This is a genomic window from Thermogemmatispora onikobensis (assembly GCF_001748285.1).
Taxonomy (GTDB): domain Bacteria; phylum Chloroflexota; class Ktedonobacteria; order Ktedonobacterales; family Ktedonobacteraceae; genus Thermogemmatispora; species Thermogemmatispora onikobensis.
Genome location: NZ_BDGT01000015.1, coordinates 1 through 14445, shown reverse-complemented (window position 1 = coordinate 14445; position 14445 = coordinate 1). Strand labels below are relative to the sequence as shown.

At 60.0% G+C, this 14445-nt stretch carries 13 protein-coding genes and 1 tRNA gene; 5 read left to right on the top strand and 9 right to left on the bottom strand.

The features are described from left to right. The first annotated feature begins 506 nt into the window (after nucleotides 1–506). Together BGC09_RS08655 and BGC09_RS08650 are read left to right on the top strand one after the other, a co-directional pair. Entirely contained in the window at nucleotides 507–728 is a 222-nt protein-coding gene (locus tag BGC09_RS08655; RefSeq protein ID WP_069803489.1) for a hypothetical protein, read from the top strand. A 112-nt stretch (nucleotides 729–840) separates the two neighbouring features. After that, nucleotides 841–1968: a YeiH family protein gene (locus BGC09_RS08650; protein WP_069803488.1), complete on the top strand. Its 1128-nt coding sequence runs from the start codon at nucleotides 841–843 to the stop codon at nucleotides 1966–1968. Between the two features lie 383 nt (nucleotides 1969–2351). On the opposite strand, the gene BGC09_RS08645 is transcribed toward BGC09_RS08650, so the two are convergent. From BGC09_RS08645 to BGC09_RS08620, 6 genes are all read right to left on the bottom strand, one after another. Next, nucleotides 2352–2432 (bottom strand) — tRNA-Leu (locus BGC09_RS08645). Between the two features lie 178 nt (nucleotides 2433–2610). Beyond that, nucleotides 2611–3570: an acetyl-CoA carboxylase carboxyltransferase subunit alpha gene (locus tag BGC09_RS08640; RefSeq protein ID WP_069803487.1), complete on the bottom strand. Its 960-nt coding sequence runs from the start codon at nucleotides 3568–3570 to the stop codon at nucleotides 2611–2613. Further along, complete coding sequence (accD, locus tag BGC09_RS08635) at nucleotides 3554–4540, bottom strand: acetyl-CoA carboxylase, carboxyltransferase subunit beta (RefSeq protein ID WP_084658202.1); 987 nt, start codon at nucleotides 4538–4540, stop codon at nucleotides 3554–3556. The genes BGC09_RS08640 and accD overlap by 17 nt, the downstream gene beginning before the upstream one ends. Nucleotides 4541–4615: 75 nt before the next feature. Further along, the gene (gene ftsY, locus BGC09_RS08630) at nucleotides 4616–5638 is read right to left on the bottom strand and encodes a signal recognition particle-docking protein FtsY (RefSeq protein WP_069803486.1); all 1023 of its coding nucleotides are present in this window, start codon (nucleotides 5636–5638) and stop codon (nucleotides 4616–4618) included. A gap of 16 nt (nucleotides 5639–5654) precedes the next feature. Then, nucleotides 5655–5918 carry a hypothetical protein gene (locus BGC09_RS08625; RefSeq protein WP_069803485.1) on the bottom strand — a complete coding sequence of 88 codons (264 nt, stop codon included), beginning with the start codon at nucleotides 5916–5918 and terminating at the stop codon, nucleotides 5655–5657. Between the two features lie 494 nt (nucleotides 5919–6412). Then, a complete protein-coding gene (locus tag BGC09_RS08620) occupies nucleotides 6413–6628 on the bottom strand; it encodes a hypothetical protein (RefSeq protein ID WP_052888209.1) in 216 nt (71 codons plus the stop codon). Nucleotides 6629–7534: 906 nt separating this feature from the next. Between BGC09_RS08620 and BGC09_RS08615 the strand changes: the two genes are divergently transcribed. Then, nucleotides 7535–8620, top strand: a complete 1086-nt coding sequence (locus tag BGC09_RS08615; RefSeq protein ID WP_069803484.1) for a sigma-70 family RNA polymerase sigma factor — start codon at nucleotides 7535–7537, stop codon at nucleotides 8618–8620. Nucleotides 8621–8734: 114 nt separating this feature from the next. Here BGC09_RS08615 and prfB read toward each other — a convergent pair. From prfB to BGC09_RS08600, 3 genes are all read right to left on the bottom strand, one after another. After that, a protein-coding gene (prfB, locus tag BGC09_RS08610) for a peptide chain release factor 2 (protein ID WP_369695679.1) occupies nucleotides 8735–9854 on the bottom strand; the annotation gives its coding sequence in 2 pieces (ribosomal slippage) (nucleotides 8735–9787 and nucleotides 9789–9854; 1119 coding nt in all). 97 nt (nucleotides 9855–9951) lie between these two features. Beyond that, nucleotides 9952–10470 carry a GNAT family N-acetyltransferase gene (locus BGC09_RS08605; RefSeq protein WP_069803482.1) on the bottom strand — a complete coding sequence of 173 codons (519 nt, stop codon included), beginning with the start codon at nucleotides 10468–10470 and terminating at the stop codon, nucleotides 9952–9954. Nucleotides 10471–10587: 117 nt separating this feature from the next. Next, complete coding sequence (locus BGC09_RS08600) at nucleotides 10588–11562, bottom strand: threonine ammonia-lyase (RefSeq protein WP_218103998.1); 975 nt, start codon at nucleotides 11560–11562, stop codon at nucleotides 10588–10590. Nucleotides 11563–11980: 418 nt separating this feature from the next. Here BGC09_RS08600 and BGC09_RS08595 point away from each other — a divergent pair, with 418 nt between their 5' ends. Both BGC09_RS08595 and BGC09_RS08590 read left to right on the top strand, forming a co-directional pair. Beyond that, nucleotides 11981–14086 (top strand): exonuclease domain-containing protein, encoded by a 2106-nt coding sequence (locus BGC09_RS08595; RefSeq protein WP_084658198.1) that lies wholly within the window; start codon nucleotides 11981–11983, stop codon nucleotides 14084–14086. A 113-nt stretch (nucleotides 14087–14199) separates the two neighbouring features. Then, on the top strand, nucleotides 14200–14445 hold a 246-nt coding region (locus BGC09_RS08590; RefSeq protein ID WP_218103997.1), incomplete at its 3' end, for a dCTP deaminase domain-containing protein.

The following is a 14445-nucleotide window of genomic DNA, read 5'->3' as shown; positions in this document are numbered from 1 at the left end:
GCAGAACAGGTCGAGCCACAGTAGAGGATATCTCGCTCCGCTTGGCTGGCTCAGAACCAGATCAAGGAGAGGGCAGTCTAACTAGCCTGTCTGCTGGTTAGACTGCCCCCCATACTTCACGCAAAGAGCTGAAAAGCCCCTTTGCTTCGTCAGAAATCATGCACCAGGCACAGCACTTTTCTCCTCCCCTAGTATAGAGCAACCTACCAAGAGTGACCCTCGCCTGTCTCTCTTCGCTCGCTCTCTCTACCGGAAAACCAACTTTCCCATCGGGACCTTGACAGCAAGCCTCTTGCTATGGCACACTTTCATTACTAAATTAATCAACAATATCAACATTAGAGGGCCGGAGGGTTAGCCCTCCGAAGGAAGCAGTCACAGACCTGTCAGGAAGGCCCAGTTTATAGGCGCAGACCGCTCTACTCCCAGCATTTAGAGCGTCTTGGGCCGCTCCAGTCTAACGCTGGGTCAAGTACAAGCAAGTAAGAGAGAAGGAGGAAAAAGCGATGGCTACAGAGGAAAACCTGCCATTGTCGAGCAACGAAGTTGATCAGTCCCCAGAGGGGGTACCCGCTGGCGGGATTGGCCAGGGTCCAGTTAGGAGCGCCAGCGGCAGCACCGCTATCCGCCCCTGGTATCGTCTGCTGAACGAAGACTGGTGGGCCCTCATTCTGGGTCTGGCCCTGGTCGTTCTGATCATCGCCCGCATCCTGCATTCCATCCCGTAACTGGTAAGACAGACATCAGTTCATCCGGTTGACCTGGTTCCTGGCTTACTCTGTTGAGCTGGACCACAGGCCCAGGAAAGGAAAGGAAAGGAAAGGAGAGGAGGAGCGAGACGTGAGCACAAGCACATCAGTTATTTCCGCCTCAGACGAGCGCAGGCCAGGAGCCTTCTGGCTTACCCTGCTTGGCTCCCTGGTGATCGTCTTCGCGCTGAGTGTGGCCGTGTGGTGGCTAACCAAGGTCCTGCCCACCTTTTTCAGTGGGAACGTCCGGCGCACACTCAGCAGCATTGAATTTCCCGTTTATGCCATTGCCCTGGGTCTTCTGGCCAATGGCATTCTGACACTGTTGGGCTGGCGCGAGCGGCTGGCAGCGGCCTTTCGCACCGAGTTGTTCCTGAAAACAGGCGTCATTCTCCTGGGGGCTGGCCTGAACCTCTTTGACTTGCTCAAAATTGGCGTTGGGGGCATCATTCAGGCCGTCCTGCTGATCAGCTCGGTCTTCTTGACGGCCTGGTTCCTTGGAGGGGCCTTCAAGTTAGAGCGCCATCTGCGCGCGCTGATCGCCGCCTCCGTTTCGATCTGCGGCGTCAGCGCGGCCATCGCTGCCGCGGCGGCGGTACAGGCCAAGCGCGAGCAGTTGGGCTATGTTGCCAGCCTGGTAATTGTCTTCTCCCTGCCACTCATCTTCCTGCAGCCACTCATCGCCCACTGGCTACACCTTAGTCAGGCAGTAGCTGGGGCCTGGATCGGGGGTAACATCGATACCACCGCTGCCGTCACTGCGAGCGGCGCTATCGCTGGGCAGGTCGCCTTGCAGTACGCCACCGTTGTCAAGCTCTCGCAGAATGCACTCATCGGCCTGATCGCCTTCCTGCTTACCCTCTACTGGATTACGCGCGTCGAACGGGACAGCGGGCGCGAGCGACCGCGCTGGAGCGAGATCTTCACGCGCTTCCCCAAGTTCGTCATCGGCTTCATTCTCGCCTCGCTGGTCATGACGGTCCTGATCAATCTACATCTGCTGCAGTCCAGTCAGGCGATCATCAACGATCTTAACGCGCTGCGGACCTGGTTCTTTACGCTGGCCTTCGTGAGCATCGGTCTGGGCTTCCGGCTAGAGGGCTTCAGAGAGGCTGGACTACGCCCAGTACTGGTCTACGGCCTGGCCACCCTCTTTAATACGCTCTTCGCCCTGTTACTCGCCACTCTCATCTTCGGCGTCTTCGCCTTCCATAGTTAGGGAGCCGGGTCTCAGCCAGACCAGAATCGAAAAGAGGAGAGCGGGATAAGTCTCTACACAAGTCGAGCATCATCCCGCTCTCTTCCTCTCTGCTGTCAACGCCCCCCGGCTCACGCAGGGGCCGGCCCGCCGCCTCGTCAGCCCATGCTGCTTCTGGGCTGGTCGACAGCAGCCCACAACCCCGCAGGACAGGAGAGCACTGCGACATGGGTTGGCCCGTCCCCCCGTGGAGTGAGGCGAAGCCGTTGCTGACCTTCCAGCCAGGGCCTTTGGCTTCACGAGGAACGCGATACCATGGGAGGGACTGCGAGGTCAATCGCCGGGAGGGAGCTCCCTCCCCGGGCTGAATCCAGGGGAGCAAGAGCGGTATGTCTTTAGGGAGGTGCCGGTGGTGAGACTCGAACTCACAACCCTTGCGGGACCTGTTTTTGAGACAGGCGCGTATACCGTTCCGCCACACCGGCTCTGGAGCCAGCAGCAACACCAGCCAGAGGTAGCTGCCCAGACTCAGGAAAGCTGCCAGCCCGCTCGCGAGGATATCCCTTCTGCGGTCTGACAGCTTTCAGTATACAAAAGTCTACCGCTGGCGTCAAGCCCCGCGTGAGCCAGGAGAAAACCGCCTGTTCCAGGCTCCTCTGGTGCTCACGAGGCAAAACCAAATGGCCCGACAGCGCGATACTTCTCGTAGCGCATCTGCACCAGCCGATCGATAGGAATCTGCTTCAGTTCCTGTAAATGACGGACAAGGGTCGTCTTGAGATTCTCCGCCGCCAGACGATGGTTATGGTGAGCGCCGCCCAGGGGCTCAGGGACCAGCTCATCGATCAGCCCCAAAGCGTACAGCTCGCGCGCGCTGATGCGCATGGCCTCTGCCGCCTGGGGGGCATAGACCTTATCGCGCCAGATAATCGAAGCGGCGGCCTCGGGAGCGGCCACTGTATAAATACTATATTCCAGCATCAGCAGGCGGTCAGCCACACTGATGGCTAGAGCGCCGCCGCTTCCTCCCTCACCAATTACTGCCGCAATGATGGGTACGCGCAGGCGAGCCATCGCATAGAGGCTGGCCGCAATAGCGCTGCCCTGGCCCCGCTCTTCATCCTCCAGGCCAGGGAAGGCCCCCTGAGTATCGACCAGGCAGATGACCGGATAGCCGAATTTCTCGGCCTGCTCCATGAGGCGAATGGCCTTATGGTAGCCCTCTGGGTGAGGCATGCCGTTGTTATGATGCATCTTCTCGCGCATGCCGCGCCCCTTCTCGTGGCCGATGATCATCACTGTTTCCCCGTTGAAGAGGGCCGGGCCACCGATGATGGCGTGATCATCACCCACGCGGCGATCGCCATGCAGCTCGAAGAACTCCTCGCACATCAGGTGGATGAAATCAGCGGTATAGGGACGATCCTTGTGACGCGCTACCTGAACCGTCTGCCAGGCCGTCAGACTGCGATAGATCTCCTCTGTGCGGCGGCGCAGCTCGCGCTCGTACTCCTGCAACTGGACATGCTCCTCCGGGCGAAGGCGCTCCCCCTTACGCTGCAGGGAGGCAACGCGCTTCTCTAGCTCCGCCAGGGGCTTCTCAAACTCAAGATCGTAGACCATCCTGACCTCCTCCAATCTCGGCCCGCGACTGCGAGGACTGTCGGGACAACAGGGTCGCCGCCTCGACCTGGGACTGCGCCGCAGCGGAAGCCGGCTGCTGCGCCCGAGCAGCCTCTGGGACCTTATAGAGGCGCAGCAGGCGGGCCAGCGTGGCGCGCAACTCGCGCCGATGGACCACAGCATCGATCATCCCATGCTGGAGTACAAACTCGGAATTGACTGTGCCCTCGGGCAACTTCACATGCATAAATTGCTCGATGACACGCGGCCCGGCAAAGGCGATCAGGGCCCCCGGCTCGGCCAGAATCACATCGCCGAGCATGGCAAAGCTAGCTGTCACGCCGCCTGTGGTCGGATCAGTAATCAGGCTGAAATAAGGAATGCGAGCCTCGCCCAGACGCGCCAGAGCGGCGACCGTCTTGGCCATCTGCAGCAGTGAATAGAAACCCTCCTGCATGCGTGCCCCACCCGAGGTGGAAACAACCAGCACCGGCCAACGGCGCTCCAGGCCCAGTTCGATAGCGCGCGTCACCTTTTCACCTACCACCGAGCCCATGCTTCCGCCGATGAAGCGGAAATCCATCACTGCCAACGAGAGCGGCAGCCCCTCGATCGTCCCGTAGCCGCGGATCGCTCCCTCATTAAGGCCGACCTTGGCCCGCTCTTCTTGCAGCTTCTCGGCATAGGACTGCGAGCGGCTCACGAAGTTTAGAGGATCGACCGACACCATCGCGGCATCTAGCTCCACGAAACTGCCGGGATCAAGCAGGAGGTTGATCCGCTCATGGGCCGTCAAACGGAAGTGATAGTTACAGCGGGAGCAGACCTTTAAATTCTTCTCCCAGTCTCGGCTATAGAGGATCTCCTTACATCTGGGGCATTTGACCATCAAATTATCGGGAGCAACCCCCGGCCCTGAGCGCTGCTCAGGCTGCGGCCCACCGGAAGAGCCCGCCGCTTCCTTCGCCATAACAGTACCCTCGTGTGTGTGACGTTGCGATGCGTCGTTTATATTGCCTTTCTCTGTAGCTGCAGTTTGATTTCCTTATTCATCCTGGGCCAGCAGTGCTTCTACAAAGCTCTCAGGATCAAATGGCGTTAAATCAGTGACCTTCTCACCGGTACCAAGGAACTTGATAGGCACACCCAGGTCGTCGGCCACAGCAAAGGCAAAGCCACCCTTGGCTGTACTATCCATCTTGGTAATGATGACGCCTGTCGGACCAACATCTTCAGCGAACTTGCGCGCCTGCAGCAGCGCATTCTGGCCCGTGGTTGCATCGATCACAATCAGCAGCTCCTGGGGTCCCTCGGGCAGGAACTTCTGCACCACCTTGCCAATTTTCTTCAGCTCCTCCATCAGGTTCAACTTCGTATGCAAGCGCCCCGCGGTATCAACCAGCAAGACATCGTGACCGCGCGAGAGGCCGGCCTGAATGGCATCATAGACTACCGCCCCCGGGTCAGAACCGGGGTTTTGGCTGATCACTGGCACATCGATGCGCTCACCCCAGGCTTTCAGCTGCTCGATCGCTCCAGCGCGGAAGGTATCGGCAGCCGCCAGGATAACCCGATGGCCTTCCTGCTTGAGCCGGTAAGCAAGTTTGGCCACCGTGGTGGTCTTACCCGAGCCATTGACGCCGATGATGAGCATGACGGTCAGGGGTCCCTGAGCGGCAAAGCGCAAGGGTGCCGCCTTGCCGAGCAGAGCCAGCAGCTCTTCGCGCAGGGCCTGTCGCACCTGTGAGGTGGTGCGCAAACGCTCTTGCTCAGCCCGCTCGCGCAGGCGATCAAGCAACCAGGTTGTCGTGCTAGCTCCGACGTCGGCCTCAATGAGGGACTCCTCAAGCTCATCCCAGAAGCTGTCAGTTACCGGCTCATCCTGCCGGAAACTCTCCTGGACCCGCCCGAAGAGCCGGCGCGTACGACTCAAGCTCGCCTTGAGGAAGCTCAGCCGCTGTTCGAACGCCGGGTCCGCCCCTTTCCGCTCCTGCCCTCCAACGCTTTCTTCGCGCTTGGCAGCTTCTTCTTCCTCTTTTGGTTTACGACCAAAAAATCTATTAAGCACCGTGATTTCGACTCCTTCAGGCGATCAGATGCTTCAGCTCCATCGTTCGCAAACAGCGTACTGTGCTCTTCTTTTGTCCGCTGCCTCGCCAGGTTGGCCGAAGGCCCACCTGTGCGATCACCGCGCCCGCGATCACCGCCCCGGCAACCAGGAAGAGCACGGGGATCAGGCGCTTACTGTCGGCGGGCGGCCCAACGCCAGGCAGACGACAAGAAGGGGCCAGACCAGCAGGCTGACAGGCTTCACTCGCCCCATGCCGGTCCCAGCCATCAGCTTTCATTGTAGACGATTCCCGGCTGAGAAGTAAAGGGAGGTCCAGCTCACAGGCACCAGCAGCCGGGGCGGCGAACAGATCAACAAGCAATTGCAGAGAGCAACAGGCAGGAACAGGAACAGCGCGAGCGCACGATGTGCACCGTCTCCCCTAACGGCCCCCGTCAGGGCCAAAAGCCGGGGCTAATCGAGATAGGACGCAGCGGACGAAACGAGTGAATGGAGCGAACTTGTAAGTGAGGGCCTGCTCACCTGGGACGGAGCCGTGCGGCAGGTGAGAACGCCCTCGCTTTACAAGCGCGCGCTGAAAAGGCATCAGGCAGAGCAAGAGCGTCGTGCCAGCACCTTTTCAGCAGCTCAACAGACAAAGAGACCCGTTGCACGCGACAGAACCGGATCGGGGGCAGGGCAGCGGCGGGTATCCCTGTTGCCCACCACCGTGACCATCCAGGTACTGTGTCGATTGCTCTACGAAAGGGATTTTAGCGACTGGAGGCCGGTTCACGAGCGGCTGCCACGGTACTGATGGAGAGAGCCATCACTAATGGGTTCATTAATGATGATATCTCCATTTCTGATCTTGATGTTGTACAGGCAAGAGGGATTGGTACAGACCCAGGCCTTGTACTCGATAGAAGCTCCCTGGCTGCCGAAGTCCGAAAGCGGAACCAGATCACCTTCACTACATTTGCGACACCGAGGAAACGAGAATTCCACGAAATCGCCTCCTTCCTTCTCTCTGGAGGATTGTATTCGCCTGCCTAACCACGAGACCAGGCGAGGCTGGGCGAAGAAGTAAGCCGAGGGGGAGCCTCCGCCTCTGCATCCGCGTCCCCACAGCAGTCATACATAGTCCATGCCGCCGCTATCATACCACAGATTGTCTCTTGTGTGACACCCTCTTTCCCTATGAGGGGTCGGTTTTGCTGGGAACGGCCAATCCCAACCGCTCGCGCGTGTATCTCTTCGATACCACACGATTATAACATATCTATTCGTCACACACAATTGTTTCTGCCGAAATGGCAAGCAAGAAGCAAGCGTGGGGCAAAGACCGTCAGCCTCGTCTGAGGCCAGGAGGAGGGGTTGCCTTGAGCGTTTCACCCGTGCTTGCCCTCACCAGCATCCTTCTCTTGTGCTTGGCCTCCTGCTCCACTCCGCCGCCTGTTTGCTCACTCTACACATTAGCATACCAGGGAGAGGCAAGCCCCGGCCTGACCTGGCCTGGCACCTTGAGCCAGGGGGCTGTAGCCCGCTCTACTGCCGATCTGGCCGTCCGAGTGAGGAAAATTCCCCAGAGGTGGAAATCTCTTCACCCTCTGGCAGACTCCTGGCGGAGGCCTCTGGACCTCTTAACCTGCCGGGCACTCTGCTCTCCGATCTCTCCGCCCGAAGACCAGGCCGGGCAGGCCGCGCGCAGGCAGACGCATAGTCTCCTCACCTTTTTCCACGACCCTTCCTTACCCTTTGGCACGCTTTTTGCGAATCCAGAGAAGTGTGGGAGCGCAAACCCTGCGCCGTCCCTGGTCATGCGCTTCAGGGCGGCCCTTTCAATCCACTGGCATCGGTTGCATGAGCAGCGTGATCAACGCGACCTCATCTGCGCCATAAGGAGCTTGAGTAATGGGAGTGCGAGGAAATAAGGCAGAGACGCATCTTGGTCTGCTTGAGGTGGATGATATGTCTGTCGTGGCTCAGCACCCAAAGAAGAGAGCAGGACAAGCCAGGCGCTCCGGCAAACGGAGCCACCAGGCCGCCGCTCCTTTCGATGAATCTGGCCCTTCTGATCTCGACCTGGAAAGCGAAGAGGCCGTTCTCGCTGAGCTGGGAGAAGAGGAGGAAGAGGACGAAGATGGCGAGGAGCCATCAGAGCGCAGTGCTATCGACGACACGGTCAAGCTCTACTTGAAAGAAATCGGCTCCTATCCGCTGCTGACCGCAGAGCAGGAGTTAATGCTCGCCGAGCGCGTGGCCCAAGGCGATCTTCGCGCCCGCCAACGCCTCATCGAGTCGAATCTTCGCCTGGTTGTCAGCATTGCCAAGCGCTACACGAACCAGGGGCTGCCCCTGCTCGACATGATTCAGGAGGGGAATATCGGCCTCATGCGGGCAGCGCAGAAGTTCGACTATCGCCGCGGGTTTCGCTTCAGCACCTATGCCACCTGGTGGATTCGTCAGGCCATCAGTCGGGCCATCGCTGAGCATTCGCGCACGATTCATATCCCAGTGCACGTTGTAGAACTCATTTACCGCATTAAGCGCGTGGCCAGACGCATCTATCAGGAACAGGGCGTTGAGCCGCTGCCCGAAGAGTTGGCTGCCGAAGTCGGCCTCCCCAAGGAGCGCATTGTCGAGCTTCTCAATATCTCGGAGCAGCCAGTCTCTCTCGATGCTCCGGTGGCCGACGATGAACAGTATCATCTGGCCGATACGCTGGAGGACCCCAGTATGATGGCCCCCGAGGACAGCGAAGCGCGCCAGCGGTTACACGATCATCTGCAACAGGCGATGGAGATTCTTAATCCCCGCGAGCGCACTATTCTTGAGATGCGCTATGGTCTGCAAGATGGCTGTTCGCACTCGTTGGACGAGGTAAGCGCCCGCTTCAAACTGACGCGCGAGCGCATTCGCCAGATCGAGGTGAAAGCGCTACGCAAGCTGCGCTATCCCGAGCGCTACTACGGCCTGCGCGAATTTGCGTCACTTTGAAGAGAGGGAGAGGAGGCTGGCGAGCCGTCCAGCGGCGGCAGAGAAGGCCACCGCTGGCAGGCTCGGCCCATCTCTCCTCCTGCGCCAAGCCTGCAGGTGTCCGCCAAGGCCAGGTTATGGCTGAACCCCTGCCGCCGCCTGATGCGCTTGCATCTGGAGGTACGCGCGAATAAAAGGGTCAAGATCGCCGGCCAGGTACCCCTGTGTATCGCTGGTCTCATAGCCGGTGCGATGGTCCTTGACAATCGTATACGGATGCAGGGTGACCGTACGGATCTGGGTCCCAAAGTCAGCCTGGACATATTCACCCTTTAGGCGCGCCATTTCCTCTTCACGCTTGCGGCGCTCCAGCTCGTAGAGACGCGCCCGCAGGATGCGCATGGCCACCTCACGGTTCTGAATCTGCGAGCGCTCATTTTGACAGGTGACCACAATCCCCGTCGGAATATGGCGGATGCGCACCGCCGAGTCGGTCTTGTTGACGTGCTGGCCACCAGCCCCGGTCGAGCGATAGGTGTCGATATCGAGGTCTTCCGGGCGAATGGTCACCTCGATGGCATCCTCAATATCGGGGATGGCCTCGACTCGGGCAAAAGAGGTATGGCGGCGATGGGCGGCATCAAAGGGCGAGAGACGAATGAGGCGATGCGTACCAATCTCGGAGCGCAGGTGGCCATAGGCGTAGCGCCCCGCGATCTCGACCGTGACGCTTTTGATTCCTGCCTCTTCGCCCTCATTGTATTCATAGATCTGAGTGCGGAAGCGATGCCGCTCGGCCCAGCGCAGGTACATGCGCAGCAGCATCTCAGCCCAATCCTGGGCATCGACGCCACCGCTGCCGGCGTGGATGCTGAGAATGGCATCGCGTTCGTCATGCTCGCCGCTGAAGAGCAGGGCCAGCTCAAGCTGTTCTACCTCTTGCTCCGCGGCGTTCAGCGAGCGCGTGACCTCAGCCTCGAGATCGGCATCTGGCTCCTCTTCTAGCAATTGCGCTAACTCATGCAGATCCCGAAGCTGGTTCTCCAGCCTCTCCCAGGTCTCCACTTCTTCACGCAATGCCGTCAGGCGCTGCATGTGAGCCTGAGCCCGGCGATTGTCGGACCAGAAATCGGCTTGGAGCGTCTCCGCCTCTAAAGCTGCAATGTGCTCTCGTTTGTGCGCCAGGTCAAAGGCGCACCATCGTTTCGTGGACTCGCCATTGTAGGCGTTCGATACGCGAGGTCAGCTCACTCATGGTTGTTATTGTAGCATGTTTGTGGCCCCGACGAAAGAGCTGTTCCGTTCAACGGACCGGCTGGAGCCGCTTTTCCATCGGAGCTGAGGGACAGTGCTTATTCCAGCAGTTTTGCCATGTAGTATTCATCGACATAGCGCCCGTCGACGAACAGAGCCTGACGGCGCAGGCCCTCGATCATAAAGCCTTGCCGCAGATAGAGGGCCAGCGCCCGCTGATTATGGACCATGACGGTCAGTTCGAGACGACGAAAGCCTCGTTGACGGGCCCAGCGCTCCATTTCCTGGAAGAGGCGGCTGCCGATTCCCTGGCCTGTATAGGACTGCAGGACGCCGATGACTAGCGTGGCTCTCTGACGTTCGCGCCGATAGGTTCCTCCTTCGATGGCCAGGTAGCCGACCAGTTCGCCTCTTTCCCCATCTTCCGCCACAAAAATGGTCGAGCGCCCACCGGCCAGCAGGCTTCTTAGCGCTTGTCGCTGCTCGTCCGGAGTGAGGGTGCGCTCGTCAGGCTCCAGTAGCATAAAGTGTGTCTCCTGGTCGAGACGGTGGCAAAGCGTCAGAAACTTCTCTGCATCGCCTAGCGTGATTTCTCGAATATGAACGGTAGCGCTCATCTCGCTTGTTCCCTCTTGTCGCTGAGAAGGCTCTCAGCCCTTGTGACTCCTGGTCCTGCCTCGTCCCCGCTGTCGGCGCTCGGGGTGCTCGGAGCCTTCGGAGCACTCAGACACGCTCTACTGAAAGCGGAGAGCGAGGGCACGCTGTAATTGCTCTAGGGAGACGTTGCCACCCGAGCAGACGAGGGCAACTTTTTTGCCCCGTAGCTCGTCGCGCAGGCGATAGGCTGCAGCCAGGGCCGCCGCACCCGCCCCCTCGGCCAGCGTGTGGGCCAGTTCAGCCATCCAGGCGATTGCGCGCAGGATTTCCTCATCGGAGACCAGGAGGAATTCGCGCAGCTTCTCCTGCAGGATCTGCTGCGGTAAGGCGAAAGAGACCCCGGTTGCCAGCCCTTCGGCCAGAGTGCGATTCGGGGCGGTCACCAGCCGTCGCTGGCGCCAGGATTCGTAGGCCGCCGGCGCTTCCTCGGATTGGACGCCTATGACGCGCAGGCCAGGGCTGATGGTGTGAGCTACCAGACAGGCCCCTGCGGCACCGCTGCCGCCGCCGATGGGAACAATGAGCACCTCCAGGTCAGGACAGTCCTCCAGGATCTCCAGCGTCAGGGTCGCTACTCCTGCAATCAGCAAAGGCTCGTCGCCCGAGTGAATGTAACGGTAGCCCTGCTGCCGGGCCAGCTCTTCGCAGTGGGCCTTGGCTTCATCATAGGTCGGACCATGAAAGATGACGTCTGCTCCCATGCCACGCATGGCCGCTACTTTGCCCGGATTCGCTCCCTCGGGGACGACAATGCGCGCTTTGACCCCGAAGAGACGGGCTGCATAGGCCACCGATTGGCCGTGGTTGCCAGTGGAGGCCGCGATTACCCCACGGTCCCGCTCCTCGGGCGTAAGGCGCGCGATCAGGTTGACACCCCCACGTACTTTGAAGGCGCCCACCGGTTGATAGTTCTCATGTTTGACATAGACCTGGGCCGCGAGCAGCTCGTTGAGCGCCGGGTAGCTGTAGAGGGGTGTGCGCGGCAAATAGGGCGCAATTTGTTGTCTGGCCCGCAACACATCTTGAAACGTTGGAATCTGCATATTTTCCATCACTTCTCTTTCTATTTTAAAATATTATAATGACGATAATAATGCTCTTCTTGCTTGCTGTGCTGGGGTCCGGGCATCGCCCAGCTCCAAAGCAGGCGTCTCCAGGCGCTTCCTGATAGGATAGACGGGAAGGCGCATGCCTGGCCAGGCAGTATAGGATCAGTATATCATCTCGCCGACTGGCTCTCCCGGATCGTCTTTTGGGGGGCAGAGCGCGATTGTCCAGGCGCCCAGAGAACCGGGGAGAGGCCGCAACTCCCCCAGTGGGATCTGGAGGCAGCTCGTCCGTCCCCTTGTCAACTTACGTACCTCGTGCTATCCTCTCTGGTACCGGCGGGGTGTGACAGGTAGGGTAGTGATCCGCCGCGCTGCTCTCAGGGCCGCCTGAAGAGCAGTTGATCACCACAGGCAGCGCCCCATGTCAAAGTCGAGGCCATCGTTGGAATATGCCGAGGAGCCAGAGCCGGTAGCCAGCTCTGGCCACATCTTGCGAGAGATCTATGCCGTGCTCCAGGCGGCAAGCGAGCCGCTGAGTGAGGAGAGGCTCATTCAAGGTCTCCAGGAGAGGGAGGAGCTGGCTTGCGAGATTCCCTCACGCCAGTCGCTCGCTCAGCTGCTGGCAAGCTCCGATCTCTTTGAGCGCGATCCTGCCGGACGCTGGCAGCCCGCCATCTGGAGTCTCTGGCAACGCGAGCTGCAGCAACTTGACTTTGTCGTCCTGGATAGCGAGACCACTGGACTGAGAGCCGGGCGAGACCGCATTATTGAGCTTGGAGCCTGGCGCTTGCAAGGTGAGCAGCTCCGCGGGCAATTCCACAGCCTGGTGAATCCCGGGCGGCCAGTGCCAGCAGCTATTGTACGCTTGACTGGGATCGATGAGCAGGCTCTGGCGGAGGCGCCGCCGATCGAGGTAGTGTTGCCTGAGCTGCTGCGCTTCTGCGCTGGAGCGATTCCCGTCGGGCACAACCTGGACTTCGACCTGCATTTTCTCGCCTACGAGGCGGCCCCGCTCAAGGTACGCCTGCCCCTCGAAGGGATCGATGTCCTGACGCTGGCTCGCCGTCTCTTACCTGACCAGCGCCATTTTAGCTTAGTGGCCCTCGCCCGTCGGCTGCATGTCCCCCTGACGACTCCCCATCGGGCGCTGGCAGACGCCAAGGCGACCGCCCTGATCTTTGTCAAGCTGCTGCAGTTGGCCCGCCAGGAGGGCATAACGACCTACGGAGAGCTACAGCGATCTCTATGGCCTACTCTCAGTTGGCAGGAAGAACGCAGCCCAGAGCAGGCCAGGCAGCTGAGCCGGCCAGAGCGATCTGCCATTGCCCGGAAGTCCCTTTCTGGGGGGCTCTGGCTCAACCCTGCCTGGCGCCGTACTTTTCCTGCCCAGCCTGGCGTCTACCTGATGAAAGATGGCGCGGGCCAGGTGCTCTACGTGGGCAAGGCCCGCTGCTTAAAGACTCGTCTGGCCTCCTACTATCACCATCGACCAGGCGTCAGGCCCAGAATCGATAGCCTGCTCCAGCAGGTGCAGGTCATCGAGACGCGCCCTCTCGGCTCTGAGCTGGAGGCGCTGCTCGTTGAGTCCCAGCTGATCAAAGAGCTGCAGCCCCCCTACAACATTCAGCTGCGCGATTACGAACACTATCCTTTCTTACAGATCGACGTGCAGCATCCTTTCCCACGCCTTGCCATTACCCACGCCCCAGGGGCCGAGGGGGCCCGCTACCTCGGCCCTTTCCGTAGCGAACGCAGCCTGACTCTGACACTTGAGTTGCTTCAGCGCCTTTTTCCGCTGGCAACCTGCAATCGCCCCTTACCGCCCGAAGGAACGCCCAGCGCGCCCTGTCTCCGTTACCATTTGGGGCGCTGCCTGGCTCCCTGCACTGGCCAGCTCGATCCAGCCCGTTACCAGCCACTGATCGAGGAGGTTTGCGCCTTTCTAGCGGGGGAACGCCCCGAGCTGCTGGTCCACGTGCGTCGCCAGATGGAGGAGGCCGCCCAGGCCCTCCACTACGAGCGGGCCGCCCTCCTGCGCGATATGCTCCAGAGCGCAGAGGAGGTGCTGATCAGCCAACGCCTGATCAGCAGCGCCGTTACCAGCAATAACCTGCTCATCGCCTACCCTTCGGCCTGGGAGGGCCACAACGAGATCTTTCTGATCCGTCACGGTCGACTGCTTGAACTCCAACGAGTCCCTCACGAGGAGCAGGCCACACGCCAGGTACTGGACAGGTTGCTGACCAGGGCCGCCACTCTACCAACTCCGCCCGCTACAGTGGGACAGGCAGAGATCGACCAGATTATGATCATCAGTCGCTGGCTCAAGCGCCATAGCCGGGACCGCGCTTTCTTCCCTTTTACTGCTCAGGCCCTGGCGGAGAGGCCAGCCCGAGAGCAGCTGATGGCAGGCATCTGGCAAGCGCTCTGCGCCCAGCAGCGAGGGCCTGCTCCGCTGTCCCAGCCGGATGAGCCGGGACCAGACGGCCAGGCGTGCAGACAAAATGGCTCAGATGTGATACCATAGCAGCCACATCGTCGCTCTCCTTCCTGCCAGCTCCTGACTAGTCCAGTTCAGGAGCCAGCTCATGGCGGTGGTTCGTAGAGCCAGTTCATCCAGCGCGGAGGAAATGATCATCTATGCTGCTATCGGATAAGCGGATCAAAGAGGAGCTTGCACGTGGCAACATCGTTATCGAACCTTTTGATGAGCGCCAGCTCGGAACCAATTCCTATGATTGCCGTCTGGGTGAGTGGTACTTTCAGGGCGATGCAAACGTCGAGATTCTCCATCTAGACAACCCGGAGGAGATTCGGCGCTACTGGGGCGAGCCACGTCGCGCCAAGAACGGCCAGATAGCCATTCGCCCAGGGACAACCATTCTC